Raw genomic sequence first — 26,542 nt, 5'->3', positions numbered from 1 at the left:
ACCGCCCCCGTCCCGTCAGCACGGTTCCCGGCCCGCCGCCCCGGGCGGCTCCGCAGGGTCGGCAGGCTCGCCCAGCGCGGCCAGCGCCGCCAGAACGTCGGCCCGCAGCCGAGGATTGCCGGTCGTCCCGTCGATCACCGCGAGGGCCTGCCGCAGCCGCTCCGCCGCCTGCTCGGGATGGTCCAGCCGACGGTGGTGGTCCCCCAGGTGGTAGAGCGTGATGCCCTCCAGCACCGGGTCCCCGGTGGAGCGGTGGCGGTCCAGCGCCCGGTGCAGGTACTCGCCCGCCTCCCGGCCCCGGCCCGTCAGCATCGCGGTGACCCCGATGTTGGTCTCGCACACCCGGATCGCCCAGTCGTCCCGCCGGTCCTCCGGCTGCGCCCGGAGCAGCGCCAGCGCCCCCTGGTAGTACAGCCGCGCCTGACCGTAGGCGCCGGTGCTGAGACAGTGGTCGCCCAGGTGGCCGATCACATCGGCCTCGCCGTCCCGGTCCCCGATCGAGGCGAACAGGGCGCGGGAGAGCCGGAGTTCGGCCAGCGTCTCGTCGTGCCGGCCGAGCGCGCCGAGCGCCGTGGCGAGGTCGTTGCGGGCGTGGCCCTCGCCGTAGCGGTCGCCGGCCCGTTCGGCCGCCGCCACCGCGAGGCGGGCCGCCTCCTCCCGGTCGTCCAGGTGCGGGCTGGTGAAGTAGTAGCTCCACAGGACCACCGGCAGCCGCCAGGCCAGGTCGTCGGGGCCGTGCCCGGCGGCGGCGCGCACCACGGCCAGGACGTGGGTGTGCTCGCTCTCGCACCACCGCTGGGCCTCGGCGGCGGTGCCGAACGTGGGCGGTTCGTACCACGGCCCGGGCGGGGCGAGCGGGATCCGCCGGCGGCGCGGGGTGAGCAGCCGGGCGGCGGCGTCGGCGTGGTGCAGGTACCAGGTGCCGAGCCGTTCGCGGGCGGCGGTGCGCACCGCCCGGCCGGTCTCGGCCTCGGCGCGCTCGGCGGCGTACAGGCGCAGCAGGTCGTGCAGCCGGTAGCGGTCCCCGCCCTCGTGGGTGAGCAGGTGGGCGGTGGTCAGCTGTTCCAGGACGGGGCGCACGACGGCGGCGCGTTCGCCGCAGAGCGCGGCGGCGGCGGCCGTGGACAGGCCGGGGCCGGGGGCGAGCGACAGCAGCCGGAACAGGGTGCGGGCGGTGGCGGGCAGGGCGCGGTAGGAGAGGTCGAGTGCGGCGCGGACGGCCGAGGTGGCGTCGCCGTCGATCGCCAGCGCGGTGAGCCGGTCGCCGGTGTCGCGCAGTTCGGCGACGTGGTCGGCGACGGTCCGCCCGGGGCGTTCGGCGAGCCGGCTGGCCGCGATGGCCAGGGCGAGCGGCAACCGGCCGCAGACGGCGGCCAGTTCGGCGACGGCGGCCGGCTCGGACCGGGCCCGCCGGCCGCCGATGACGCGGTCCAGCAGGGCGACGGCGTCGCGCGCCGGCATCAGGTCCAGGGCCAGCGGACGGGCGCCGTCCCGGGCGGTCAGCCCGGCCAGCCCGGAGCGGCTGGTGACCACGGTCAGGCACTCCGGCGCGCCCGGGAGCAGCAGGCGGACCTGTTCCGCGCTGCGCGCGTTGTCCAGGACGACCAGGACCCGCTGGCCGGCCAGCAGCGAGCGGTAGAGCGCGGCGGCCTCCTCGGGGACGCTCGGCACCTGCTCGCCGGGCACCCCGAGGGCGCGCAGGAAGCGGGCCAGCACGGCGTGCGGCGGCAGCGGCGGTTCGGCGGAGAAGCCGTGCAGGTCGGCGTAGAGCTGGCCGCCGGGGAAGTGCTCGCGCCGCCGGTGCGCCCACTGGACGACCAGCGTGCTCTTGCCGATCCCGGCGCTGCCGGAGACGGCGCAGATTCGCCCGGCGGGCGCGGCGGGGGCCACGGGGGCGGCGCCGGACGGGGCGGCCGACGGCGCGGCGGCGTCGGCGAAGGCGTCGAGGCCGGCGAGTTCGCTGTCGCGTCCGGTGAAGGTGGCGAGCGGGGGCGGCAGTTGGGCGGGCCGGGGCGGCGCCGCCCGGGGTACCGGGGGAGGGACGTCCCGGGCCGGTGCGCGGCGCGACCCGTCCCCCCGGTGCGGGCCCGGCCCGTCCTCGCGGACCGCCTCGGTGCTGAGCAACTCCAGGTGCAGCCGCCGCAGTTCCGGGCTCGGGTCGAGCCCCAGCTCCTCCGCCAGTCGGGTGGTGAAACGCCGGTGCGCGGTCAGCGCGTCGGCGGTGCGCCCGCAGGCGTGCAGCGCCCGCATCAGCTGCCCGACGAACCGCTCCCGCAGCGGATGGTCGGCGACCAGCGCGGTGAGTTCGGGGATGCTCGCCCGGTGCCGGCCGAGCCCGGCCTCCAGGTCGAGGCGCTCCTCCCAGGCGGTGAGCCGGAGTTCGTCCAGCGGCACGGCGCCCGCCGCGATCGGCTGTCCCGCCAGTCCGTCGAGCACGGGCCCGCGCCACAGCGCCAGGGCCTCGCGCAGTTCCTCCACCGCCGCGGCGGGCTGCCCGGCGGCGGCCGTCCGGCGGGAGCGGGCGACCGCGTCGGCGAAGGTCCGGGCGTCCAGCCGGTGGCCGTCGAGCCGGATGCGGTAGCCGCGTCCGTCGGTGAGCAGCGCGGGCGGCCCGGCCGGGTCGGCCTGCCGGAAGCCGCGGCGCAGCAGCCCGGCCAGGTTGCGGACCTGGCGGTCGGCGGTGGCGGGCGGGCGCTCGTCCCAGACCGCGTCCACCAGCCGGGCCACCGGTACGGCGCCGCCCGCGTTGAGGAGCAGGGCGGCGAGCAGCCGCTCCTGCCGTACGCCCCCCAGCCGGACCCGCTCGCCCCCGCCGGTCCGGACTTCCAGCGGTCCCAGAATCGCGAACTCCATGCGCTTCCCCTCCCCAGGGTCCTGCACACCGCTGTCGGACCGTCGCGTTTGGTGACGATCTGATGACTAGATCATGCCAGAATCGTGCGAGCGGTTGAGAGGGTCGATGTGTGCCGGCCCCGCAGGGAACGGCACCGTGATCACCCCGCCCCGGAGTTCCCTGGAGGAACAGACCGATGAACCGCATCAAGCGCTTCGCCGCCGTCGCGGCCGCGACCGCCGTGGCCGCCCTCGCCCCGCTGACCGCCGCTCCGGCCGCGCAGGCCACCACCACGGCCAACCACCCCGGCCTGACCTGGGAGCTCCTCAACTACGGTGCGGGCTACGCCGTCCAGGTCGGCGGCCCCGGCGGTACCGCCAGCGACCCGTACAACGGTGACACCCCGGCCTGGAACTCGCTGCCGGTGCTCTGCCTCAACCAGGACCGGCGCCCGGCCCCGCCCGGGATCGTCATCGGCTTCTACAACGGCTGGGCCCTGGGCGAGGTGGAGATCAGCCGCCCGGTCAAGGGAACGGAGCTGACCAGCCCGGAGGCGGCCAACACCATCTGCCGCCAGCAGTTCGGCCGCAACTGGCGGCAGGCCGAGTTCCACGACGGGCACTACGGCCCCAACTACTCGGAGAACGGCGGCTGGACGTTCTGGGCCAACGGCAACCTGCCCAAGAACGTCCGCTTCTGGGTGAACATCAACGACCAGGCCGCCAACCCCTGGGACTGACCACCGCCGCCCCACCACTCCCGTGGCCGGCCCCGCCCACCCGGGCCGGGGCCGGTCCTGCGCCGCTACCAGGCCTCGCCGGCCGCCAGCCAGCGGGCCCGGGCCTCGTGCTCGGCGTCCAGGTGGTTGTCGAGCCGCCAGCGCGCCACGTCGTAGTCCGGCAGGTGGCTCCATGCCTCGGCGGCCGTCAGCAGGTAGCGCCACAGCGTGCTGAGCCGGACCATCAGCTCCTCCACCGCGTCGTCGCCGGACCGGGCCCGGCCGCCCGGGCCCGATGCGGCCTCCTCCGCCGCCCCGGCCGCCGCCGCGGCCAGGGCGGTGAGCGCGCGGAGCACCTCCCGCGCGCTGCGGGTCAGGGCCGCCACCGTCCGGGACAGCGCGTCCCCGATCCGCTCCTCCTCGCTCCCCGGCGCGCCGGCCGCCGCGCGCAGCAGCACGATCCGCCGGCCGATGAAACCGGCCAGGCCGTCGATGTCCTCCGCGGTGATGTCGGCGGTGTACCGCAGCGCGGACCGGTGGGTGTCTGTCATACGGGTGTCCCCTCCCTCGGTCGGCCCGGCTCGGCCGACCGCCGGATCGGGCTCGCAGCCTCGGATATGGCACCCCGGAGGGAACGGTAAACCTCACCGGGCGGTCCCATCCGGGTCCCGTCCGGGGCGCACCCGGGCGGGCGGGGGCGCACCGGACGGCACCGTGACGATTGTCAACGGGTGGCGCGTGCGCCCGTCCGCTGCGACGATCTGCGGATGATCACACTCGCCGACGACCTCGGCCACCTCTCCTACGTCGTCGCCGGCGACGGTCCGCCCGTGGTGCTCGTGCACGCCGGCATCGCCGACCACCGCATGTGGGACGCGGTCGCCCCCGCGCTCGCGCGGCGGCACACCGTCATCCGGTACGACCTGCGCGGCTTCGGCGAGTCCGCACCCCCGGCCGGACCGTTCCGCGAGAGCGACGACCTGCGCCGCCTCCTGGACCACCTCGGCCACGAGCGCGTCCGCCTGGTCGGCTCCTCCTGGGGCGGCCGGGTGGCCGTGGACTTCACCCTCACCCACCCCGAACGGGTCCACTCGCTGGCCGTGCTCGCCGCACCGTGGCCGCGCTACCCCTGGTCGGCCGAGATGATCGCCTACGACGAGGCCGAGACGGCGGCCCTGGCCGCGGGCGACCTCGACGCCGCCGTCCGCGTCAACCTGGACATGTGGGTGCGCGGCCCGGCCCGCTCCTGGGACGAGGTGGCGCCCGGCACGGCCGACCGCCTGCGCGACCCGCTGCGGACGGCCCTGGCCAACCAGGCCGTCGTCGGCGAGCACTCCCAGGGCGTGGCCACCGGCGACCTCGCCACCATCACCGTCCCCACCCTGGTCGGCCCCGGCGCCCTCGACGTCCCCGACTTCCGCGACATCGCCCGCCGCTACGCCGCCGCGATCCCCGGTGCCACCCTGGTCGAGTTCCCCACCGCCGGCCACCTCGTCCCGGTCGACGCCCCCACCGAGTTGCTCGCCGTCCTGGAGCCCCACCTCGCCGAGTAGGACGGGCAGGACAAGCGTCCATGGTCACGCCGGCCCCGCAGCCCATGCCACCGATGGGCGGGCCGAAACCGCTGAGGTGGCTGCCGCAGCTCGCGGTCGCCGGACGGCTCAGGCCGGGTGGCGGGTGAAGGTCAGATGGGTGACGCCGCTCGGGGCGGTGAAGGACTCGACGTGGAAGCGCTGCTCCAGGCCTTCGAGGCCGTCCCAGAGGCGCTCGCCGCGTCCGAGCAGGATCGGGACCACGGCGACGTGCAGGTGGTCGACCAGGTCGGCGGCGAGGAAGGCGCGGACGGTGGTCGGGCCGCCGCCGATGCGGACGTCCAGGCCCGCGGCGGCCTCCCGGGCCTGGGCCAGCACCTCGTGCGGGGAGCCGTCGACGAAGTGGAAGGTGGTGCCGCCCGCCATCTCCACACTGGGCCTGGGGTGGTGGGTCATGATGAACACCGGGGTGTGGAACGGGGGATTGGGGCCCCACCAGCCCTTCCACTCGTACTCCTGCCAGGGGCCGCGCTGCGGGCCGAACTTGTTGCGGCCCATGATCTCCGCGCCGATGCCGTCGTTCCAGGTGTGCGCGACGGCGTCCTCGACGCCGGTGTCGCCGCCCTCCTTGCCGAGAATGGTGTGGAAGGTCCGGGTGGGGAAGAACCAGCGGTGCAGCCGGTCGCCCGCGTGGCCGAACGGGGCTTCCAGGCTCTGGCCCTCGCCCGTGCCGTAGCCGTCGAGCGAGAGGGAGAGGTTGTGGACGCGAACCAGGGACACGGGGACACCCTTCGACGGTCGGCGCCGCGCGGTGGTCGGCGGGTCCGGGCCGACTCTAGCCGCGCCCGCCGTCCCCGCACCGGGGGCGCGCCCACCGGGGGCGTCCCCGGTACGGCGGTCAGCGTCGCAGCCACCCGGTGAGGGAGTCCCACCACCCGCGCTGCGACCGGGGAACGGGCGGCACCTCGTCCGTCTCGCCCGTCTCGCCCGTCCCTCCCGCCTCGTCCCCGTCGTCGGCCCCCACCACCTCGACCGGCTCCACCGGACGCGGCTCGGCGGGCGGGGTGGCGGGCACAGGCGCGGCTGCCTCCCTGGCGTACGCCGCCGCACCCGGCTGCTGGTCGGGCGGCGTGAACTCCACCGGCAGCTCGACCAGGTGGCGCGACAGCCAGGCCGAGGTCCAGGCCAGCTCCGACTCGGGGACGGCGAGGCGCAGGTCCGGCAGCAGGGTGAGCAGGCAGTCGATCCCGGACTCCGCGATGGCCCGGCCGATGTCCTGGCCGGGGCACTCGTGCGGGCCGCTGCCGAAGGACAGGTGGGAGCGGTTGCCGTGCAGCGGCTTCGCCACGTCGGGCCGCACCACCGGGTCGACGTTCCCGGCGGCGAGACCGAGCAGCAGCATGTCGCCGGACCTGATCCGCCGGCCGCCGAGCACGGTGTCCCCGGTCGCCCACCGCCCGGCCACCAGCGACATCGGCGGGGCGTCCCACAGCACCTGGTCCAGCGCGTCCGGCACGGTCATGTGACCGCCCGACAGGTGCTCGCGGAACCGCTCGTCGGTGAGGATCATCTTCAGGGTGTCCGCGATCAGGTTGACGGTGGTCTCGTTCGCCGCCAGCAGGACGACCCGCAGGTGCTCCAGCACCTCCTCGTCAGTGAGTCCGGCCGGGTGCTGCATCAGCCGGGTGCACAGGTCGGGCCCGGGGTCGTTGCGCTTGCGCTCGACGGTGCGGCGCAGCGCGGCGACCACGTGGTCGTTGCTGGCGATCGCCGTCTCGGTGCCCTTCATGAGGTCACGGGCCGCCTCCACCAGCCGCGGCCCGTACTCCTCGGGCATGCCGACCAGCTGGGTCATCACCAGCATCGGCAGGTGCTCGGCGAACCGGCTCACCAGATCGGCCCGGCCGCGCGCGCCGAACCCGTCGACCAGCTCGGCGGTGTAGCGGGTGACGAAGCGGCGGACCCCGCGCCGGTCGGTGCCGTTCAGACCGTCGGTGACGGCTCCGCGCAGCCGGCGGTGCTCCGCGCCGTCGGCGAAGACGCAGAGCGGCTGCCAGGCGATGACGGGCATCAGCGGCGAGTTCGTCGGGACCCGGCCCTCCTCGAACGCCGACCAGCGGCGCGAGTCCCGGGAGAAGCGCGAGGGCGTGCGCATCGCCGTGAGGTTCGCGGAGTGGCCGAGGACCAGCCAGGCCGGGAGGTCGCCGTGCAGCAGGACGGGAGCCACCTCGCCGTACTCGGCGCGCAGCTGCTCGTACAGGCCCGCCGGGTCCGCCTCGGCCGCGGGCCCGTAGAGCCGGCGGAGCCCCGCGACGGGCAGTTCGTCGAGGCCGGGCTCGTCGGGGCCGAGGTCGTCGAGCGGGCCGGGCGAGCCGAGCGAGCCGGGTGTATCGAGGCGGGCCCGGTCCCGGCCGCCGGGGTCGCCGGCCCGGTGGGCGGGGCAGCCGGCCGGCGGGGCGAGGGCGGCGTCGTCGCGGAAGGGTGAGGTCACGGTGTCTCCGGGGGTGGTCGACGGGCGGGGCGGGGGAGGGACGGGGGAGCAGGGGGGTGCGCTCACTGCGCCGGCGGTGGCTCCGCGAGGTCGTAGAGGTAGTGCATGAGCGCGAGCAGCACGTCCCGTCCGGACTCGCGGACCCGGGCGTCGCACGCCACGATCGGGACCTCCGCCGGCAGGTCGAGCGCGAGCCGCAGCTCCTCGTCCGGGCAGTCGGGGGCGTCGGGGAAGGCGTTGGCGGCGACGACGAACGGCACGCCGCGGTCCTCCAGCCGTCCGATGACGTCGAAGCTGATCTCCAGCCGGCGGGTGTCGACCAGCACGACCGCGCCCAGTGCCCCCTCGAAGAGCCCGGTCCAGAGGAACCAGAACCGCTCCTGGCCCGGGGTGCCGAACAGGTAGAGCACCAGCTCGTCGGTGATGCTGATCCGGCCGAAGTCCATCGCGACGGTCGTCTCGGACTTCCGTTCGATCCCGGCCAGGTCGTCGACCTCCGCCCCGGCCTGGGTCATCGTCTCCTCGGTGGTCAGCGGGCGGATCTCGCTCACCGAGCCGACCAGGGTCGTCTTGCCGACGCCGAAGCCGCCGACGATCACCACCTTGACGGCCGTGGCGGCCGAGTCCGGCAGCAGATCCTCGTCCGCCGGCCCGAGCACCGTGTCAGAGCCGCTGAAGTCCATGCATCACCGCCTCCAACAGGGCACGGTCGGGGAGTAGCGCGGCCGGGACCGGGGCGCGCGCCTCGACCCGTTCCTCGGCCACGAGGTCCGCCAGCAGCAGGGTGACCGCGCTGACGGGAAGCCGCAGGTAGGCGGAGACCTCCGCCACGGAGAGCGGCGATCCGCACAGGCGCACGATCGCCGCGTGCTCCGGCGGCATCGAGGGGGCGGGCTCCGCACGGGAGACGATCAGCGTGACCAGGTCCAGCGCGGCCCGTCCGGACGGCTGGGTGTGCCCGCGCGTGACCACGTAGAAGCGTTCCGGGGCCTCCTCGCCCCAGTCCCGGCCGGTGGTGCTCATACGACGGGCTCGCCCCTTCGCGGAGGCGTACTGAGGTGCTCGCCGATCCGCGCGACCAGGTCGCGCATCCGCTGGCCCATCAGCCCGGCGTCCACGCCCTCGTCGGCGAGCACCGCGAGGTAGGCGCGGGCCCCGGCCGCCATCAGGTAGAAGAACCCGCCGCCCATCTCGATCACCACCAGCCGCATCCGGCCGTCCCCGTACGGGAACTCGTGGCCCACGGCGGCGGCGAGGCTCTGCAGCCCGGCGCAGGCGGCGGCGAGCCGGTCGGCGGCGTCGGGCGCGGTGCCGTGCTGGGCGATCCGCAGGCCGTCGGCGGAGAGCACGATGACGTTGCGGACGAGCGGGACCTCGTCCGCCAGCTGCTTGAGGAGCCAGTCCAGGTTGGTCCGTGGCCGAGTCACCGCTCGTCCCTCCGTGTTCCGGTCGAGTCGTCGTTGCCGTTGCCGTTGCCGTTGGTGTGGTCGTTGCCATGGTCGCTCGGTCCGGTGCCGTTGATGCCCTCGGTGAAGGCGGCCAGCCAGAGGCCGGGCTGCACCGGCTCCCCGGGCGGCGCGCCGGCACCGTTGCCGCCGGCCGGCCTGCCGCCGGTCGGGGTGCCGCCGGCGGGAGTGCTCCCGGCCGGGGACCGGAACCTGACGGGCGGCCCGGTGTGCCGACGGCGCCGGGGCAGACCGGTGGCGGTCCACTCGGTCACCACCGGGACGTCGTCCGCACCCGAGGACGAGCCGGTCCGCGACGCGTTCGGCGACCCGTTGCGGGGCCGGTTCAGCGACCCGGCCGGTGAGCCGATGCGCACGCCGCCGAGCGGCCCGGGCGGCGGGCCGGTGAGCGGGCGACGCGGCGGCGGCGAGGTGTGCGGCCGGCGGTCGTCCACCGGCTCCGGTCCGGACGACCCGGTGACGCCGATGCCGTGCGCGCGCCCGGTCGCGTGAGCGGTGGTGAGCAGGCGCTGCGGGAAGACCAGCACCGCCCGCACCCCGCCGTAGGCCGACGGCCGCAGCGAGACCTGGAAGCCGTACGCGCGGCAGAGCCGGCCGACGACCGCGAGGCCGAGCCGCGGCGTCTCGCCGAGGTCGTTGAGGTCCATGCCGGCCTGCGCCTCCGCGAGCATCCGCTCGGCCCGGGCCCGGCCCTCCTCGCTGAGGCTGAGGCCGCCGTCCTCGATCTCGATCGCGATGCCGCTCTGCACCTCGACCGCGGTCAGGTGCACCAGGGTGTGCGGCGGGGAGTAGCGGGTGGCGTTGTCCAGGAGTTCGGCCACCGCGTGGATGAGCGGTTCCACGGCCGGGCCGACCACGGCGACGTCCGAGACCGGGTGCAGCTCGATCCGCTCGAAGTCGAGGATGCGGGACATGCCGCCGCGCAGCACGCTGTACAGCGGCACCGGCTTGTTCCACTGACGGCCCGGCCGGGCGCCGCCGAGCACCGCGATGCTGTCGGCGAGGCGGCCGATGAGGGCGTTGCCGTGGTCGAGCAGCAGCAGGTCGTCGAAGACGGCGGGGGTGTTGCCGTGCGCGTACTCCATGCTGCGCAGCTCGGCGGCCTGTCGGTGGACGATCGCCTGCACGCGGCGGGCGATGTTGACGAAGGCCTGCTGGGCGGCCTCGCGCATCGCCTCCTCGTTCTCGACCGTCTGCAGCACGGAGCGCAGCAGGGTCGTCTGCGCCGCCCGGAACTCGGCGGTGACCGTGACGTCCTTCAGCGCGTACGCGTTGACGACCCTGTCCAGGCCCTCGCCCGCCGAGAACCTGGTCATCGCGGCCGGCAGGACGGACTTGGCCATCCGGAGGTACTCGGTCTCCTGCCGGGCCAGCCGACGGATCAACTCGCCCTCGCGCCGGCTCGCCCGGGCACGCAGTTCCTCCGCCGCCCGGCCCCGGCGGGCGGCCTCGGCGGCGACCAGGATCACCGCCAGGGTGCCCACCACCGCGCACAGGGCCACCCCGGTACGGGCGTCGGGCGAGGCCGCGGCCACCGTGACGGAGGCGACGGCGGCCGTCGCGAGGGTGGGCAGGAGCCAGACGAGCACGGGGGCGGAGCGCCGGCGTCCGGGTGACGAACCAGCACCTAGCATTCAGCATCCTCAAAACGGTCGAAGGTCGAAGGTCGACGGGCGGGGAGGGGACGGGGGGAGGGGACGGTCGGTCGGCCCGGGAGGCCTGTGCGGTCCGGGCAGGGGCGGGTGGCGCCGGAACCGCCGTGGCCGTGCGCTGCGCGCGCCGGCGGGAGCGGTCCGGCCGGACTCCCGGGCCCGCGACCGGGCCGGTGTCGGCCTCAGGTTTACCGTGCGCCGCCCGCCACGCACGGGCGCCCACGCCCAGTTCGCCAATGCGAGCGGACTCCCGGTGAACTTGCCGCCGGCACGCGACCTTTCGTGCTACGGGCTGTCCCCGACCTCCCGCCTGCCGGGCGACCCGTCGCCAGCCCGGCGGCCGGGAGGCGCCCCGACACCGCGTTGTCGTCGGTCGCCGAAGGCCGGGGGAGCCGCCCGGGCCGCCCTCCGGGCGGATGACGGGAGTTCGAGGACGGTTCCTTGTTCTGGGGGCGTGCGCCCTGGCGTCGCGCGCCCGGCGGGAATGGTCGGACGCGCGCCGAGGGGCGTCGTGGTGCGCCCCGGCGCCCGGGGCGTTCGGCGGCCCACCGGAGCTTCCGTCCGCCGGCATCGACGGTCGGTCGGACGGGTCGCGGACGAGTGGGCGGGGAACCGTCGTCGTACACGCCCGAGTCCGGGGGGACGGATGCCGAACGGATCCCGGCCGGCGGCCGGTCCGGCCGCCCTGCTGCTCGACCTGGTGGCCACCGCCGTGGGCCTTGCCGTGGCCGCCGCGGTGGTGGCGGGCTTCGCCCTGGGCGGCCCGCCCGCCGACCGGTGCGCCGCCGTGCTCGGCGCCGCAGTGCTCCTGGTGGCCGTGCACGCCGCCGGGGGCGCGCTGGTGCGCCGCCTGCCGGCGGGCCGCTCGTGCGCGTCCTGCCTCGGGGCGCTGCTGCTGGTCCCGATGCTGCTGGCGGCGGAGCCGGCGGCGCTCTGGCTGGCGGTGCGGCTGGCCGACGGGCTCGGCCTGTCCGCCGGGCTGACCGGTCCGGGCGCGACGCTGGTCGCCGCCGTGGTGGTCATGCTGGTGGGCGTCACGGTGCGCCACCTCTGGTCCGTCCTGGCCGACCGTGACGGGGACGGGGCGGCGCTGCGGGGCGTCGCGCGGCACCTGCTCGCCGTCGTCGGCCTCGGCCTGGTGGTCGCCGCGCTCGACGGCGCCGCGCTGGCGAACGGCCCCGGCTGGCGGCAACTGCTCACCCTGGTCGCGCTGGGGGCCCTGCTCGGCCCCAAGTTCAGCCGGCTGTCGCTGCCGGGGCGCGGTGTGCGGCTGCGGTCGGCGGCGGGTCTGACGGTCGCCACGGCGGGCAACCTGCTGAAGCTGTGGCTGGTGACCTGGCTCAGCACCTGGATGCAACTGCCGTTGAGCATCGCCGGGTTCGGCGCCTTCGCCGTCGCGGCGCTGATCGTCGCGGTGGTGATGCTGCCCACCTCGGTGGCCGGCCGGCGGGCGGCGGACCCCGGCGGGCCGTCCCTGGCGGGCGCGGTGGCCGAGCTCTACGGCCGGCTGCCGCCGGGCTGCTGACCCGCGCGGGGGCGGCGCTCAGCCACGGCGGACGGCGAGGGGTCCCACCACCGCGGCGCCGAGGGCGGTGACCCGGGCGCGCAGCCCGCGGTCGGCCGTGACGACCAGGCACGCCCGCCCGGGGTCGGTGGCCAGCGCGGTCGCGACCAGGTCGACGATCAGATCGTCGCCACTGCCGCTCGCGCTCTCCACCCGGACCGCCGGTGTCGCCGTGATGCCCCGGGCAGCGCCCTCGACGACCAGGACCACCTCCAGCGGCCTGGTCCGCGCCCACGGCGGAAGGTCGGGCCGGTCGGGTCGGTCGTGGAGACCGGGCCGATCGCGGAGTTCGGGCCGGCCGTCGCCCGCCGCCGCGCCCAGGCCGCGGCCGGCGACCGGTGCGAGTGCGTCGCGCAGCCGCTCGGCCGCGCCCCGTCGGTCGCGCCACCAGCCGTCCGGGACCGAGCCCACCACGTTGGCCCCGTCCACCACCAGCAGCGGCACACCCGGTGCGGCATCGCTCTCGCCCATGGCGGGCAAGTCTGTCACGAACCCCCTGCTGCCCGGCCGTCCTGCTGCACCGCCGTCCGGTGGTCCCGCCAGGCCTGCTCCCACTGTCGGGTCAGCGCCGGGTAGACGATGAGATAGCGGAACGGTGCGATGAACATCAGATAGCACCGCCCGAGCAGGCCGTTGGGCTTGACCAGGACGGCCATCCGCAGCTGGTGCTCGCCGTTGCCGGTCGGTACCCAGCCGAGGTGCATCAGGGTGTGGACGGTCCCGTTCGCCAGCTCGGCCACGTACTCGTCCTGGAGCTGGTAGACCGGGGTGAACGGCAGCCGGCTCGGCGCGGTGGGGTCGACGGTCTCCGACAGCTCGCGCGGCAGCCGTTCGCGCAGCGAGCGGACCCGGTTGCCGAGTCCCGCCTCGGGCCGGTCCCAGCCGAGCAGGGCGCCGAGCTTCCAGCGCACCGCGAACAGGAAGCGGTTGGCCGAGGACTGCCGGGCGAAGCCGCCGCCCGCCCGCATGGCGGTGAGCATCACGGCCAGCTCGCCCGGTCCGGCCCCCGGGGGTTCGGAAGGCCCAGACGTCCTCGGTCCGGAAGTCGGGCGCGAACTCGTGGATGCGCCACGGCCGACGGGTGTGGGCTGTGAGGGGAAGTCGCACGGCCGGTACCGCCTTTCCAACGCGGGGCGCCGACCTGCGGGCCCCGTCTGTACGCCAGCGTATATGAGCAGACTAGAGGTCATATTCGGTGGCGTACACGCGGGGGCCGGGTGAGCCGGAGCACAGTTCCCGGCCACCCCGCCCGGGTCAGAACTCCGGCAGGCACTGCTCGGCGAACTCGCCGCGGAACACGTGGTGCGCGTGCGTGAGCATCCGCCGGGCGTACACACCGTCCTCGGCCAGGCGGGAGTACCCGTCGAGCTCGACGGTGAGGGCGCCGGAGGTGTCGGCCAGGTAGACGTCCAGGCCCGGATACATCAGCTCGACGCACGGGATGTCGTCGATGTCCAGCGCGAACACCGGGTACTCGCCGTGCTCGTCGCCCACCCCGGTCGCCAGCACCCGGCGCGAGTCCGAGCCGCCGGGGAGCAGGAAGCACTCGTCGAAGCGGTCCGAGACGGTGTCGAAGCAGGAGCCCCAGCCGTCCCCCAGCCGAACCGGCGCAGCAGACCGGCGTCGAAGGCCAGCCACCGGCGTAGGCTCGGCGGCAGCGGCCGCCCGCTCGGGAACACCGCGGCGGCGAGCAGGCCCGGCGCCATCGGCTCCGGCTCACCGGTCAGCCAGGGGCCGGCCCACGGGCCGTGGTCCAGGATCGGCCGGTGCGGATCGGCGACGACGGCGGCGATGGCACGCTCGGTGAGCGCCACGCCGTGTGCGTCGTCGTGCGCGCCGTCGTGCGCGTCGCTCGGGGGGATCGGGTTCGCGGAGTTCATCGGGCTCGGTGTCCTGTCCGGGAATCGTTCGGCAGCTGCTCGGTCGCGCCGCAATCTACGGCCCGCCGCCGACATCCGCCCCATCCTCCGACGGTCGGAACCGGCGTCCTGCCGCCACCGGTCCCGTGATCCAACGCCCCTGCCCGAACGCCGCGTTGGGACCCGCTCGCACGTACGGGTCCGAATCTCGGCGCCGGACGTCAGAGCCGGGCGCCCGCCGCCGCGGAGTCGTCCTCCGCCCCGCCTCCCAGCACCCGCCGGGCCTCCTCGGCCGACGGGCTGTCACCGCCACGCCGGACGACCTCGGCCAGCGCCGCGCGGTGGGCCACCTCGGGGGCCAGCGCCGGGTCCGTCCCGGTGTCCGGCAGCACCCCGGTGCCCTCCCAGTTGCCGCCCGACACCGGGTTGATCGAGCGGGCGGTCGGGATGGTGGCCTCCAGGTGGGGGTGGAGCGTGAAGCCCCGGCGCGGGTTGGCGCCGCCGCCGGACGCCTCGCCGATCACCACGGCCCGGCCGCGCTGCTGGAGGTCGTACGCGAGCGCCTCGCCACCCGAGAAGGTGGCCTTGCTGATCAGTACGTAGATCGGCTTGCTGCCGCCGAAGCGCGGGCCGGACACCAGTGCCGGGCTCCAGAACTGCTGCTCGGCGCCCTCCTCGCGGTCGTAGAGGGTGCTGAGGTGCGTCGGCTCGTCGAAGAAGTGACCGCAGATGTGGGCGGTCGTGTACGGGTGGCCGCCGACGCACTCGCGCAGGTCCAGGATCAGGGCCTCGGCCGGGGCGACCAGGTTGAGCGCGGCGTTCAGCGACTCGCCCATCATGTCGAGCGGGAAGAGGATCGGCGCGAGCTTCAGCAGGGCGACACCGCCCTCCAGACGCTCGATCCGGGGGACGCCGCCGAGCGAGAGGTCGGCGGCCCGCGTCAACTCGGCGAGCAGGGCGCCGTCCTCCTGCTCCGCCGGGATCGCCCGGGGGTGGAACTTCAGCCGCAGATGGCCGTCGCCGTTGACCGACTGGAGGTCCTCGGTGACCAGCCGGCCGAGCGCCTCGGGGTCCTCGGCCCCGTGGTAGCGGCCCCGGGACAGCGCCTCGCCGAGGCGTCCGGCGATCTGTTCGGCGACCTCGGGGAAGACGTAGAGCCCGGTCGTCAGCCGGCCGACCTCGGTGACGATCTCGGTGATCTCGGCCGACTGAAGCCGCTGAAGCTGTGCCATGTGCCGTCCCCTGCTGGTGGTGATCGATCGGGTCTGGGGGAGTAGAGCACGCGACTTGCGAAAGCGTCAAGAAAATTGGACGCTTTACACATGGAGCAACAGACCCCGGAGCAGGACCTCGCCATCGAGAGCCCACGGCAGTTCAAGGCGCTCTCCCACCCGCTGCGCCAACGGCTGCTGCTGGCCCTCGGCGGGCAGCCCGCCACGGCCGCCGAGCTCGCGGCGGCGCTGGACAGCCGCAAGAGCACGGTGGCGCACCACCTCAAGGTGCTGCAGGAGGCCGGCGTCGTGCGCATCGTGGAGACCCGCAAGGTGCGCGGCGGCAGCGAGCACCTCTACCGGCGCACCGCGCGCCGCATCACCGTGGCCGGCCGGGACGCCGGACCGGCCACCGCCCTGCTCGGCGCGGTGGCCGAGGAGTGCGCCAAGGCCCCGCGCGAGCCACTGCTGTCGCTGCGCCACCTCCGGCTGACCGCCACCCAGGCCGCCCACCTCGCCGCCACCCTCCAGGCCCTGGTGGACGAGGCCGTCGAGGCCCCGGACGGCGAGCCGGTGCACGGCGTGCTGGTGGCGCTCTACGAGCAGGGCGCCGGCCGCGACTGACCCTCCGCCGTCCTCACCAGTGGTCCCGGCTCCTAGGTGTACTGACCCGTGAGGTTGGGGACGCGCACGTGCAGTGCTGCGCTGCCGCGGCGTTCGAGCCAGGGGCCGGTGCGGGTGCCGCCGCCGTCCTCGTGGACGGTCGTCCGGTAGCGGAACCTTCTGGAGAACGACGCCCCGTTGGCCGGGAACACGATCCACCGGCGTGGCCGGTCGTCGTCCCGGTCCGGCCACGCGAAGGTCGCCGCGTACGTCCCCTCGACCGTTTCGAAGCGCACTTCGGCCCGCTCGCCCGCCCGCAGACCGGGCAGCAGCCGGATCGGGTGGACGTCCAGGTGGTTGACCATGGCGGGGGAGATGTCGATGGCGATGTCGTCGAACGGCCGTCCTTCAACGGGGGGCTCGATGTGGAGAGAGGCGTTGTCGCTCCGGCTCAGCACGAAGAGCTCGGTGTTCACGTCCGCCGGAAACTCGACAACGACGTTCCGCTGGACGTACGTCGTGTTGGGAGTCCAGTCCTTCATCGGCTCCGGGATCTCCTCGACGTCCTCGTACGGCACCCACCGCGTGCTGAAGTACCACGGCGAGGCGGCCGGAGGGAAGGAACTCCAGGGGTGCGTGACGAACGTGCCGGTTTCGTCGGGGTAGCGGCAGCTCACGGTGACCCCTCTGACGGCCGGGTTGTCGAGGGCGTGGACGGGGCGGATCACCCGGGTCAGGTCGTGCCGTTCGTCGTCCGGGTAGACGTTGAAGAAGTACTTCGACGGCTCGCGCCGGATCTCGTCGAACTCCGTGGTGAAGCGGGTGTCGACGGTGAGACCTCGGAGGTAGCGGTAGCCGCCTTCGCTCGTGTGCGCCAGCGTCGGTTCCGGCGGGCCGTCGGCGGCGACCTGCCAGCTCGGCCCCCAGGGGTTCGGGGGTCCGTCCGCCGATCCGACCAGCGCGGTGCCCGTCGCCCGGGGGCCTTCCAGTACGGCGGCCCGCGCGAGCTCCAGGAAGTACGCGTCCGCGCAGCCGGTGCGGTCCAGCAGGCGGCCGTCGTAGCGGCTGTTCACGGGGACGGTGGAGTCCACCGCGTAGTCCATGGTGAGTTCGCCGTCGGCGCGCAGCCGGCCGACCGCGCGGCTGAGGGCGTCGAGCGTGAGGTGCGTGCCGGTTCCGCTCGCCTCGGCCTCGGCCAGCAGGCCGGAGCGGATGGTGTGCCAGTCGCCCTGCGCCGTGAGGCGCCGCACCGGGGCGGTGAACTCGATGCCGAGGGTGCGGTTGACGGCCAGCGGCGCGGTGCCGTCGATGATCGCCTCCTCCAGCCACTGGGTGGGGACGCGTCCCATCAGCGTGGTGTAGGTCCGTGCGTCGCCCGACGACATCGGGCCGCTGGTCGCTCCCTGGGTCTCGCAGTACCAGGGGGTGATCCCGGCGAGGCCGCGGGCGGTCCGGTCCGCGCGGGCCGTGATGTTGGAGAGCGTGGTGTGGGTGTACTGGAAGGTCAGCGGGACGAAGTTGTCGCGGCTGTAGGAGGACCAGCCCCAGTAGGGGTCGTCCTTCGGGCAGGAGAGCAGGAACGCCCGCAGGGCGTCGTCGACGTCGGCGGTCGGGAGATCGGGTGCCAGGGTGAACCGCAGGATGCCGCAGACCTCCTGGTCGTCCATGTCGCGGCGGGGGTAGCGGGTGAAGCGGAAGTCGTAGCCGGTGGTGGTGCGGCCGAGGTGGAGCCGGCCGGGCATCCAGTGGAAGACGGATGCCTGGCCGGCCGCCCGAGCCGGATTCCGCGCGTCAGGGTAGAGGACGTAGCTGTGTGCGCCGGCCTCGTGGGTGCGGGCGCCGGCGATCTCGGTCGGGCCATTCACGGTGACGGTCCGTTATGCCTGGGAGTTCCTGAACCGGAAGGTGACCCCGGGATCGTTCTTTCGCGGGATTCTGACGCTGAGTTTGTCGGTGTTGCTGACCAGGTAGGGGGACGTCCATTCCGAGTCCTCGGCCAGGTCCGTCACCGTGACCTTGTAGCGGTAGCCGAACTTCCCGCCGGGGGCGACCGGGTAGACGATCCAGTGGCGCTTGCGGTTGATGTCGGCCTGCTGGCCGATGAAGGTCGCGGACGGTCCTCCGGTCGGGTTGCCCTTGTCGTCCACCGGTTCGAGCACCAATTCGAGGTACCAGTCCTCGTTGAACAGCTTCTTGGTGGTCTTGAACGCGATCTCGGTCGAGGCCAGTCTGGCGGACTCGGCCCGGACCTCGACCAGCTCGTCGTTGACCGGGGTGCCGTTGGGCCCGGGGTCGATGTCCAGCGTCCCCAGGCCGGTTTCGAGGTGCGCGACGACGTAGTCGTCGTTCGGGTCGGGCTCGTCGAAGTGCACGGTCCGCTTGACGAAGGTGACGTCCGGATGCCAGCCGACCGGCGGGTTGTTGACGTCCGTCTCCCGCTTCTGCGCCTGCCGGTACGTGTAGACCTCCGGCTTGTCCCCGGCGGCCGGCCGGGTGAAGACGTGGCCCTCCCAGAGGAGCTGCCCGTTCTTCTCGGGGTACCCGAGCTGGACGGAGAGGCTGTTGAAGATCCCGGTCTGCCATTTGACGATGGGGATGCAGTTCCGGACCAGCCTCTGGGGGTAGTCGTCCAGGTAGATCAGCGGGAAGTACTTCTTCTCCGCCTCCGCCCCGCCGGCCGCCATCTCCTGGAGCATGCCGTCCAGTGAACTGGAGACCACGTGGGTCTGCAGGTGGCTGAACTGGGTCTCCTCGTGGTAGCTCAGGTCCAGATGGGTCTCGTCCCAGCTCGCCTTGAGGGCGACGGCGAAGCCCCACGGACTGGCCCCCGAGCTGGAGGACGACGCCTCCGCTGCCGTTTCCTTCGGGGCCACGGGCTCGAAGATGACGTGGTTGGCGAGCTCCATGAACTTGTCGACCAGCAGGTCGGACCGCTCGGTCAGCTGCTGGGCGACCTTGTCGGCGCCCGGGAAGTTGCCGGGCACCTTGATGACGACCTTGATGTCCCCGCTCTTGCGGAGTTCGTCGAAGCGCGCCTTGACGTCGGCGCTGAAGAACCAGCCGTGGGCGTTCGCGTGGGCGGAGAAGTGCTTGCGGATCGAATCCCAGGCGCCGGTGATCGTCAGTTCGACCTTGGGCGTCCACATCTGCATCTGCATCACGGAGGACGCGAAGACCGGGCTGGTCGTGGTGCCCTGGAAGCCCGCGTAGAGGATCTGCGACGGGTAGTTGCCGACCAGGGCGGTGAACGCGTGTTCGGCCTCCGGGTCGATCCCCGCCTCGCCGGCGCCCTGCAGCACCCAGTACCAGTTGCCGATGTCCCCGTCCTTCTCGGGGGACCCGTGCAGGAGCAGCTTCTCGTCCTGGTCGGCGAGATCACCCTGGGTGACCAGTTCCGGCACCCCGCCGTCCTTGTCCTGTACGAAGTAGCGGAAGCCTTCGTGAGTGAGCGTGATGTTGGACAGTGTGGTGTTGTTGGACATCAGAACCACGGGGGAGAACTCGGGCTTCAGGTTCTTGTGGTTCCACAGCCCGTTGGAGCTGTTGGCGTTGTTCTTGACGATCTGCTGCTGAGCCTCCTGCATCGCCGCCGCCGGAATCGTGCCGGTGGTGGTGAGGCTGAGCAGACCGCCGACCGTCTCGCCCGTGGCCTTGGGCCCCGCCCCGCTCTCCCCGCCGTTGCCGGACCCTTCTCGCACGGGGTTCGTGATGCCGCCGATGAAGCGCAGCAGGCTGAATTTGAAGTCGCCCTTCTCGCCGTCCCGGCGGGCGATGCGCAGCTGCGTCGGCAAGTAGTAGTAGTGCGGGCTCTTCCCCTCCTTGATCAGGTCGAAGTTGTTGGCGTCGGGGAAGAACGTGACGTAGTAGCCCTGGGAGGTGATGGCTTGGGTCCCACCGGCCATGGTGGGGCCTTGCGGCTCGGTCATGGATGACACCTTGCGTGATGTGGGGAAGCGGAGCGGCCCGCCGGGGCGGGCCACGGCCGGCCCGGGGACCGGCCGGAACCTGGACGTGATGCTGATCCGGATGCAGGTCTCTGTTCCCGTGGCGCCGCCGTCGGGAGACGGATGCGCAGGCAAACCACCTCAATGGAGCGGCCGGCGGCCACGAACGCCGGAACGCCCGTAGCGGGGCGCGCCGCGGTCACCACGGCACCTTGGTGTCAGCGGATGGGGACGCAGATCTCGCAGAGGTGCTGGGTGAGGAGGTCGGGGCGGTAGCGCTCGAGGATGGGGCGGATGGTGTCGAGGGCGTGGCCGTGGGCGGTGAGGTTGCGGAACAGGCCGGTCCAGGCCTGCTGGAGGCCCTGGGCGGTGTGGGGGACGGTGAGGACGGCGTGCGGTCCACCGGTGAGGCGGGTCTCCCGGATCCCGGGGTCCTGGACGTCGGTGTCGTCGGGGACGAGGAGGCAGGTGTCGTAGCGGCAGGCGTGGGGCGGGGTCGTTGCCGGGTCGTCGTGGGCGATGCCCAGGACGGCGGTGTCGGGTCGCAGGAGGTTGTGCGTGGCGGCCCAGGATTTGAGCTTCTTCATGTGGTTGTTGTTCGCCGCGCCGTAGGCGCCGGTGCGCCTCAGATAGACGATGCGGGATTCCGCTATTTCTTCCAGGGTGAACATTTCCTTGCTTTCCTTCGGATGACGTGGGGCCACGATAGCAAGGTATAAAAATGTATTTGACGGGCTTTTAAAAATACGGGCCCGGTGCTTGAGTCGGCGGGGGGACCGGAGCGATAGGAGCGGCGCAGTCCGTACGACCGGGGGCGGTGGTCCGGCCCTCAACGCTCTTCACAGCCGGGCGGTCATCGGCAGATCCGGTAGCTGTCGCGGGCCGGGCACCTGTGTGGTGCACCGGCCGGACCGGACGAGGCGGTGTGGCGGAGGTACACAGTGGTGGCGCAGGGGCCGCAGCTCCACGCTGCGCCGATACCGGCAGGGTATCGGCGCAGCGGAACGGGTCTTGGACGCCGGCAGGCCCCGGGCGGTGCACTGGTGAGCATGACCGAAGAAGCGAAGACCACCGCGCCGCAGGCCGACCCCGCCGTATGGGTGGTGGGGCCCGGCGAGGGCGAGAAGATCGTGCTGGGCAGCACGCGCATGCGCGTCCTGGAGGACGGCAGCCACACCGGGCACCGCCTCGCGATCGCCGAGTCCGTCCTCGCCCCGCACACCCAGGGGCCGCCGCAGCACCGCCACGGGCTGCACGACGAGGGCTTCTACGTCCTCTCCGGCACCGTGCGGTTCACCGTCGGGGACGAGGACCACGACGCCACCGCGGGCACCCTCGTGATGGTTCCGCCCGGCACTCCGCACACCTTCGCCAACCCGGCCGACGAGCCCGCCGTCATGCTCAGCACCTTCACCCCCGACCTGTACGTGCAGTACTTCCGCGACCTCCGGGAAGCGCTCGCCGACGGCCGGCCGCTGACGCCGCGGACCAACGCCGACACGATGAGCCGCTACGCGACCGAGCCCGCCACCGACCCCGCCTGAAACCGAGCCCGCCGGAGACCGACCCCCCGTGAACCGGTGGCCCATGAACGGAAGACCGATGAACACCGCCTACTGGATCGTCGCGGCACCGCTCGCACTCTTCTACCTCTACGCGGGCATGCTGAAGGCGATCCGCAGCCGTGACCAGCTCCGGCCGATGATGGCCTGGGTCGACCGCACACCCCTGCCGGTTCTCAGGGCGCTCGGGGCGGTCGAGATACTCGGCGCGAGCGGCCTGGTCCTGCCGCCGCTGACCGGTGTCGCTCCCTCGCTGGCGCCGGCCGCGGCGATCGGCTTCGTACTCCTGCAGACCGGCGCGATCGCCGTCCACCTGAGGGGCGAGGACCGTCGGATCGCACTGAACGCCGGACTGGTCGTGACCGCGGCCGTGGCCCTCTGGCTGGCCACCCGGCCGTGACCGAGCACAGCCCGTGAACCACGGCACACGGCGGCCCGACACGGCGATCACGGACGACGCCGCCGGCAAGACCGCCGCGCCGTCCGGCGCCGGCTTCGCGGCCGTTGGATGGTCCCGGAGACAGGCGGGTCGCGAAAGTGCCGGAGACCGACCAGGCTCACGTCAGGTAGTCCGTCCGACCGCCCGTGGGCCGGCAGCCCGCTCTGCAGGAAGCGAAGCGGGCTGCCGGGACGTCCGACGGACCGGCCCGGCGCCCGGCTCGTCCCGGCCCGGCCCGGCACCTGACGCCGCTGAGCGACTCGGTCGGACCGTCCGTTCCCGACGCCGGGCCGGCTCAGTAGGTCACCAGCCGTTGCCTATCTCGCGGGCGGGGTTGACCTGGCCGGTGCCGCCGGCTCCGGGGTAGACGTAGAGGTTGCCGTTGCCGTTGTTGCGGGTGACGACATCGGGTTTTCCGTCGCCGGTGTAGTCGGCGACACCTGCGAAGGTGAAGTCCTGCCAGCCGGCGCCGATTTGTGCGGCGGGGTTGACCTGGCCGGTGCCGCCGGTCCCGGGGTAGACGTAGAGGTTGCCGTTGCCGTTGTTGCGGGTGACGACATCGGGTTTTCCGTCGCCGGTGTAGTCGGCGACTCCCGCGAAGGTGAAGTCCTGCCAGCCGAAGCCGATCTCGACGCCTGCGGCCAAGCGGCCCGTCCCACCGGTCCCGGGGTGGACGTAGAGGTTGCCGTTGCCGTTGTTGCGGGAGATGACATCGGGTTTTCCGTCGCCGGTGTAGTCCGCGACACCGGCGAACGTGACGTTGTTCCAGCCGGTTCCGATCTCGACGCGCGCCCGGCTGCTGTATCCGTCTCCGGCCCCGGGGAAGAGGTAGAGGCTGCCGCTCGCGTCGTCCCGGGCGATGGTGTCGGCGTATCCGTCGCCGTCGTAGTCGGCGATTCCCGCGAAGGTCCATCCGGTGCCGGGAACGTAGGCGGGTGCCGGGGTGAGAACGTTGCCGCGGACGTAGGCGCCCAGGGAGTTGCCCGCCGCCACTCCGGCGTCGGCGTCCCAGCGGTAGTGCACGCCGAGGTAGATACGGCTCAGGGCGTCCTCCAGGGCTGCGGCGGTGAAGGTGGTGAAGGTGCGGGTGGCCCCCACCGCTTGAGGGTCGTCGGTGGTGGCGGTGAAGGTGACCTGGTCACCGAAGATGCCGCGCATCACCCCGGCCCAGGCCGCGCCGAAGGTGGCGTGTCCGGAGATGTAGGCGGGGAAGGGCGGGCTGAAGCGCTGGCCCGCCCGGTTGACGGACAGGGGCTGCCAGGCCGGGTCCGGGGTGATGGCCGGGCTGGTGCTGGGGTCCGCGAGCCGGATCGCGCTCTGTGGGCGCCACAGGTCGATGTTGCTCGCGTACTTGGCGTCCCAGGCGACGATCGAGGCGTCGGCCAGCGCCACTGCGACCAGCGCGAACAGCCTGGCGTTCTCCGTCTGGGTCAGCCCCTTCTGCTGGGCGACCGTCTGGGTGATGTCGAACAGCTGGCCGGGCGGCTTGTAGGTGCCGTCGACGTCGTTGGCCCAGAAGAACGCCTGTTTGGTCTGATCGGCGGTGCGGGTGGTGGAAGTGGCCGAGCCCAGGGACCTGACCTCGTTGACCTGCGAGGCGTAGGCGGGGTCGGCCAGCAGCGCCGCGTAGGAGGTGGCCTGCGCGGGAGGCTGGGGACGGAACTGCGCGCCGGAGGTCATGGCGAACGGAGCGAGCCGGCCCCAGTTGGGGTTGACCGGGGCCGACTGCCCCGAGTCCGTGGGCCGCCAGGCGCCGGGCACGTTGTCCAGGGTGTAGGACGGGTCCCAGGCGGGTGTGGTGCTGGGCCGGTTCCCGACCGCGACCCGGGCCACCTCGCTTCCGACAGCGGCTCCCTGGTTGCGGGCCGTGACGGTGACGGAGGCCGGGATGGTGGCGCGTGCCGTGGCGAGGGCCTGGTCGAAGTCGGCGGCGAAGTCGTGGCCGGGGTTGAAGCCGGGGAAGAGCCCGGTCAGGGTGTCGTGCGCGGCCTGGTCGATCGCGGCCTCGACCGAGGCGGTACCCGGAGCCGGCACCACGGTCAGGTACGGACGGAACCGGCGATCGGCGGCGGGCGTGACGGAGTCCACCGCGTCCCAGATCGCCGTGTGCATCACGGCTCCCGCGTGCGCCAGAGGCCCGGGACCGGTATTGCGAGTCTGCCGGTACGCGTCGAGCAGGACCTTGTTCCAGAAGACGACATGATCGGTGGGCCCGGACACGGCCACCGCCTCTCCCGGCGGTACCAGTACGGCGGACCCCGTGACGGTCATTACCGCGAATGCCGGGATGATGATCCGATGGCGTATTCGAACGTGTTTCATTTACCCCCCTGGTCATGGAGATGTCATTCGCGCTGGAGAACGCACCGGGGTTCGGCCGGGAACGCTCGCCGGCTGAACCCGAATTCTGCGGCGCCCGCTTGGCGAGGGCGCGACTACAGGCCGGACGCACGATGAGGGTGCGCAGATGGCAGAAAGGCTAGCGGGGGCCCGCGGCCCGGACGAAATGATTGGATTCGACTTCCGCAAGTCTCTCGATTCCGCCGGCCCCGGAGGAGGCGGGAGCGGAATGGGTCTGACGTGGCCTCAGACCCGAGCGCCGAACCGGCACAGCAGCACACCGGCAGACCCGCATCCCGTGGGTACAACACCACGGCCCGGTTCACCGGACTCTGCCCGGGCAGCCAGGTCGGCTACGTGCGGACCATCACCGGTCTACTCTTCGCTCCATGGACCTGGACCTGGACCTGGAACTCGGCGCGCTGGCAGCCCAGGACGGCCTGCCCGCCTCCATGGTGTGGCGCCTTCTGTGGCACCCGGTGGCCCGACGCCAGGCGGCACTGCTGCGCCGGGACCTGACGGGGAAGCAGATGGAGGATCGCACTCCAGCCACCCTCTGACCGCCACGTAGACGCCCATTGATGTTGCCCTTGCTGTTGCTGTCAGCCCTGGTGTGAGAGCCGTCGGCTGACGTCGGCCGCGCAGGTGCCCCGGTCTCCGGCCCCTCCCGGCGACCGTCTGATCCACGGGGTACTGCCTCGTGCCGCGAGGGTGTGGGGCCGTCCAGCGTGCTCCGTGCCGGACGGCCGTGGCCGCTATTCGATCAGCTCTCCCATGTGGCAGTCGTCCGCGCGCGTCGGCCAGAACTGGTCCTCGGTGGCCCATGCCTGAGGGTCGAGGGCCCGCAGGACGGACTGCGCGACACCGTCGAGGAGGTCACGGGGCCGGAAGACGGCCCACGGCGACGCCCCGAGGCCGGTCGAGCGGCGGCGTTCGAGGCGCAGCCGCTCGAAGGTCCACAGGACGTGGAGCAGCGTGGCCAGGTCCCGGTGCAGGTAGGGGGCGGGCTGGTCCTCGTCGTGCCAGTCCGGCAGCTCGATCCGCCCGGTGGCGCCGTCGAGGGCGGCTTCGAGGTCGTACGTCCAGCCGCCGAGCGCGAGGTACTCGCCCTGGTGCGGGCGGGCGGTCGACTCCTCCCCGTCGTCCGCGTAGACGTCGGGGAAGGACTGCGCCATGGTGACCAGCGGCCCTTCGGCGGCCACCGTCAGGGCTCCGCGGGCGCAGACCGGCAGGCCGATCTCGGTGAGCAGCTGCCGGGTCGGGGCGTGGACAAGCCGGTCGGGAAGTTCGTCGGGGAGGAAGCGGCGGACGGTTCCTGCGCCGGCGAGCTCCGCGAGGTCCTCGACCAGGTCCGGTCCGACGAGGTACGGCGCCCCGTCCGCTGTCCGCGGCTCGGCGCCCCACGCGAGCGCACGGATCCGCAGGGCGGTCTCCCAGTGGGCGGGCCGCCCGTCGGTGCGCTGCCAGAGGTCCGGGTCGGCCTCGCCGAGTTCCTGCAGTCCGAGCCGGACGGCGGTGTCGACGGTCGCGGGCCCGTACGGCGCCACGCTCTCGCCCTCGTCCCGTTCGTAGGCGCCCGTGGCGGCCAGCGTGACGGCCTCCACCACAATGGCCAGGTCGATCAGGGCGCGCGGACTGCTGGCCAGCAGGTCCCGCCGGAGCGCACCGCTCCCGTCGGGGCAGGCCAGGTACACCGCACCGCTCGCACCGTCGAGCAGGACGGCGATGTCCTCGCCGGCCGCCGAGTACCGGGCTTCGCCCAGGACGAAGAGCGCCTCGCCGCCCTCAGCCCCGGCCCAGTCCCGGCCGAGAGCCGGTTCCGGAGGCCCGGCCGACGTGGCTCGCAAGTCCAAATAGGCGTAGCACCACGACAGCTCGCCGGCTGCGAGCAACGTCCGGCTCGGCCCGTCGGTGAGCCCCGCCGGCCACGTCCAGGAGCCACCGGGCTCCCCGCTCCCGTCGATTCCCACCGGTGTGCCCCCCGTGTCGTCGTGCCTCGTCCCGCGACAGTAGCCCGTGCCACCGACAGTCCGGTCGGGTGGTGTTCTCCCGCGACGCGCCAGGTCGGCCGATCGTCATGGGCTGTCGGTCAGGTGATCGGGGCCGTCCGGTGCGGAGCCTCCACGCGGTGCGCCGGCTCATCGGGCGAAGACCGACCGCCGAAGGGTGGCGGTCGATCGGCCGCGACCACCAATTCGGCAGCGATACCGTGTAGTTCGACGTCCCACCGTTCGAACTGCCGCAGTACCCCGACACCTTGCCCAAGACCGTGCCGGACACCGAGGAGGAGTTCGGCGAAGACCAGCGCGCCGCCGGCGAGGGCGGCGC

The 26,542-nt window shown here is 73.5% G+C and carries 24 protein-coding genes; 7 read left to right on the top strand and 17 right to left on the bottom strand.

Features of this window, described 5'->3' with window-relative positions:
* Positions 1-15: 15 nt before the first annotated feature.
* Positions 16-2,853, bottom strand: coding sequence for a BTAD domain-containing putative transcriptional regulator (locus ACFVUH_RS20675; protein WP_387914796.1), 2,838 nt, complete (start codon positions 2,851-2,853; stop codon positions 16-18).
* 176 nt (positions 2,854-3,029) lie between these two features.
* On the opposite strand from ACFVUH_RS20675, the gene ACFVUH_RS20670 reads away from it, so the two are divergent.
* Complete coding sequence (locus ACFVUH_RS20670) at positions 3,030-3,572, top strand: hypothetical protein (RefSeq protein WP_387914795.1); 543 nt, start codon at positions 3,030-3,032, stop codon at positions 3,570-3,572.
* Positions 3,573-3,637: 65 nt separating this feature from the next.
* On the opposite strand, the gene ACFVUH_RS20665 is transcribed toward ACFVUH_RS20670, so the two are convergent.
* Entirely contained in the window at positions 3,638-4,102 is a 465-nt protein-coding gene (locus ACFVUH_RS20665; protein WP_387914794.1) for a hypothetical protein, read from the bottom strand.
* 216 nt (positions 4,103-4,318) lie between these two features.
* Here ACFVUH_RS20665 and ACFVUH_RS20660 point away from each other — a divergent pair, with 216 nt between their 5' ends.
* Positions 4,319-5,104 carry an alpha/beta fold hydrolase gene (locus tag ACFVUH_RS20660; RefSeq protein ID WP_387914793.1) on the top strand — a complete coding sequence of 262 codons (786 nt, stop codon included), beginning with the start codon at positions 4,319-4,321 and terminating at the stop codon, positions 5,102-5,104.
* Positions 5,105-5,212: 108 nt separating this feature from the next.
* Here ACFVUH_RS20660 and ACFVUH_RS20655 read toward each other — a convergent pair whose 3' ends face one another.
* From ACFVUH_RS20655 to ACFVUH_RS20630, 6 genes are all read right to left on the bottom strand, one after another.
* Complete coding sequence (locus ACFVUH_RS20655; RefSeq protein WP_387914792.1) at positions 5,213-5,863, bottom strand: dihydrofolate reductase family protein; 651 nt, start codon at positions 5,861-5,863, stop codon at positions 5,213-5,215.
* 118 nt (positions 5,864-5,981) lie between these two features.
* Positions 5,982-7,574 (bottom strand): cytochrome P450, encoded by a 1,593-nt coding sequence (locus ACFVUH_RS20650; RefSeq protein ID WP_387914791.1) that lies wholly within the window; start codon positions 7,572-7,574, stop codon positions 5,982-5,984.
* A gap of 62 nt (positions 7,575-7,636) precedes the next feature.
* Positions 7,637-8,257, bottom strand: a complete 621-nt coding sequence (locus ACFVUH_RS20645) for an ATP/GTP-binding protein (RefSeq protein ID WP_387914790.1) — start codon at positions 8,255-8,257, stop codon at positions 7,637-7,639.
* On the bottom strand, positions 8,238-8,597 hold the full coding sequence (locus ACFVUH_RS20640; protein ID WP_355369444.1) for a DUF742 domain-containing protein: 360 nt from the start codon (positions 8,595-8,597) through the stop codon (positions 8,238-8,240). The genes ACFVUH_RS20645 and ACFVUH_RS20640 overlap by 20 nt, the downstream gene beginning before the upstream one ends.
* On the bottom strand, positions 8,594-9,001 hold the full coding sequence (locus ACFVUH_RS20635) for a roadblock/LC7 domain-containing protein (RefSeq protein ID WP_387914789.1): 408 nt from the start codon (positions 8,999-9,001) through the stop codon (positions 8,594-8,596). Before ACFVUH_RS20635 ends, ACFVUH_RS20640 begins: the two co-directional genes overlap by 4 nt.
* Complete coding sequence (locus ACFVUH_RS20630; protein WP_387914788.1) at positions 8,998-10,674, bottom strand: ATP-binding protein; 1,677 nt, start codon at positions 10,672-10,674, stop codon at positions 8,998-9,000. Before ACFVUH_RS20630 ends, ACFVUH_RS20635 begins: the two co-directional genes overlap by 4 nt.
* A 664-nt stretch (positions 10,675-11,338) precedes the next feature.
* Here ACFVUH_RS20630 and ACFVUH_RS20625 point away from each other — a divergent pair.
* Positions 11,339-12,217, top strand: a complete 879-nt coding sequence (locus ACFVUH_RS20625) for a hypothetical protein (protein WP_387914787.1) — start codon at positions 11,339-11,341, stop codon at positions 12,215-12,217.
* Positions 12,218-12,235: 18 nt separating this feature from the next.
* Here the strand turns inward: ACFVUH_RS20625 and ACFVUH_RS20620 are convergent, their stop codons facing one another.
* From ACFVUH_RS20620 to ACFVUH_RS20605, 4 genes are all read right to left on the bottom strand, one after another.
* A complete protein-coding gene (locus ACFVUH_RS20620; RefSeq protein WP_387914786.1) occupies positions 12,236-12,727 on the bottom strand; it encodes an NTP pyrophosphohydrolase in 492 nt (163 codons plus the stop codon).
* A 14-nt stretch (positions 12,728-12,741) separates the two neighbouring features.
* Entirely contained in the window at positions 12,742-13,236 is a 495-nt protein-coding gene (locus ACFVUH_RS20615) for a DUF2867 domain-containing protein (protein WP_387914878.1), read from the bottom strand.
* A 274-nt stretch (positions 13,237-13,510) separates the two neighbouring features.
* Positions 13,511-13,894: a hypothetical protein gene (locus ACFVUH_RS20610; RefSeq protein WP_387914785.1), complete on the bottom strand. Its 384-nt coding sequence runs from the start codon at positions 13,892-13,894 to the stop codon at positions 13,511-13,513.
* A gap of 442 nt (positions 13,895-14,336) precedes the next feature.
* Positions 14,337-15,347: a S41 family peptidase gene (locus ACFVUH_RS20605; protein WP_387914784.1), complete on the bottom strand. Its 1,011-nt coding sequence runs from the start codon at positions 15,345-15,347 to the stop codon at positions 14,337-14,339.
* 90 nt (positions 15,348-15,437) lie between these two features.
* Between ACFVUH_RS20605 and ACFVUH_RS20600 the strand changes: the two genes are divergently transcribed.
* A complete protein-coding gene (locus ACFVUH_RS20600; protein WP_387914783.1) occupies positions 15,438-15,950 on the top strand; it encodes a helix-turn-helix domain-containing protein in 513 nt (170 codons plus the stop codon).
* Between the two features lie 32 nt (positions 15,951-15,982).
* Here ACFVUH_RS20600 and ACFVUH_RS20595 read toward each other — a convergent pair whose 3' ends face one another.
* The 3 genes from ACFVUH_RS20595 to ACFVUH_RS20585 all read right to left on the bottom strand — a co-directional run bounded on the left by ACFVUH_RS20595 (position 15,983) and on the right by ACFVUH_RS20585 (position 20,544).
* Positions 15,983-17,794, bottom strand: a complete 1,812-nt coding sequence (locus tag ACFVUH_RS20595; RefSeq protein ID WP_387914782.1) for a hypothetical protein — start codon at positions 17,792-17,794, stop codon at positions 15,983-15,985.
* Between the two features lie 12 nt (positions 17,795-17,806).
* Positions 17,807-19,855, bottom strand: coding sequence for a hypothetical protein (locus tag ACFVUH_RS20590; protein ID WP_387914781.1), 2,049 nt, complete (start codon positions 19,853-19,855; stop codon positions 17,807-17,809).
* 236 nt (positions 19,856-20,091) lie between these two features.
* A complete protein-coding gene (locus tag ACFVUH_RS20585; RefSeq protein ID WP_387914780.1) occupies positions 20,092-20,544 on the bottom strand; it encodes a GyrI-like domain-containing protein in 453 nt (150 codons plus the stop codon).
* A 378-nt stretch (positions 20,545-20,922) separates the two neighbouring features.
* Between ACFVUH_RS20585 and ACFVUH_RS20580 the strand changes: the two genes are divergently transcribed.
* Together ACFVUH_RS20580 and ACFVUH_RS20575 are read left to right on the top strand one after the other, a co-directional pair.
* Positions 20,923-21,417, top strand: a complete 495-nt coding sequence (locus ACFVUH_RS20580; RefSeq protein WP_387914779.1) for a cupin domain-containing protein — start codon at positions 20,923-20,925, stop codon at positions 21,415-21,417.
* 58 nt (positions 21,418-21,475) lie between these two features.
* On the top strand, positions 21,476-21,835 hold the full coding sequence (locus ACFVUH_RS20575; RefSeq protein ID WP_387914778.1) for a DoxX family protein: 360 nt from the start codon (positions 21,476-21,478) through the stop codon (positions 21,833-21,835).
* Between the two features lie 342 nt (positions 21,836-22,177).
* On the opposite strand, the gene ACFVUH_RS20570 is transcribed toward ACFVUH_RS20575, so the two are convergent.
* The gene (locus ACFVUH_RS20570) at positions 22,178-24,094 is read right to left on the bottom strand and encodes an FG-GAP-like repeat-containing protein (protein WP_387914777.1); all 1,917 of its coding nucleotides are present in this window, start codon (positions 24,092-24,094) and stop codon (positions 22,178-22,180) included.
* Between the two features lie 509 nt (positions 24,095-24,603).
* On the opposite strand from ACFVUH_RS20570, the gene ACFVUH_RS20565 reads away from it, so the two are divergent.
* Positions 24,604-24,774, top strand: a complete 171-nt coding sequence (locus ACFVUH_RS20565) for a hypothetical protein (protein WP_387914776.1) — start codon at positions 24,604-24,606, stop codon at positions 24,772-24,774.
* A gap of 195 nt (positions 24,775-24,969) precedes the next feature.
* On the opposite strand, the gene ACFVUH_RS20560 is transcribed toward ACFVUH_RS20565, so the two are convergent.
* On the bottom strand, positions 24,970-26,061 hold the full coding sequence (locus tag ACFVUH_RS20560) for an SUKH-4 family immunity protein (RefSeq protein ID WP_387914775.1): 1,092 nt from the start codon (positions 26,059-26,061) through the stop codon (positions 24,970-24,972).
* Positions 26,062-26,542 lie beyond the last annotated feature (481 nt).

It is taken from the genome of Kitasatospora sp. NPDC058032 (genome assembly GCF_042885845.1).
Lineage (GTDB): Bacteria > Actinomycetota > Actinomycetes > Streptomycetales > Streptomycetaceae > Kitasatospora.
The sequence above is the reverse complement of the archived record's forward strand: the minus strand, read 5'-3'. Positions and strand labels throughout refer to the sequence as shown.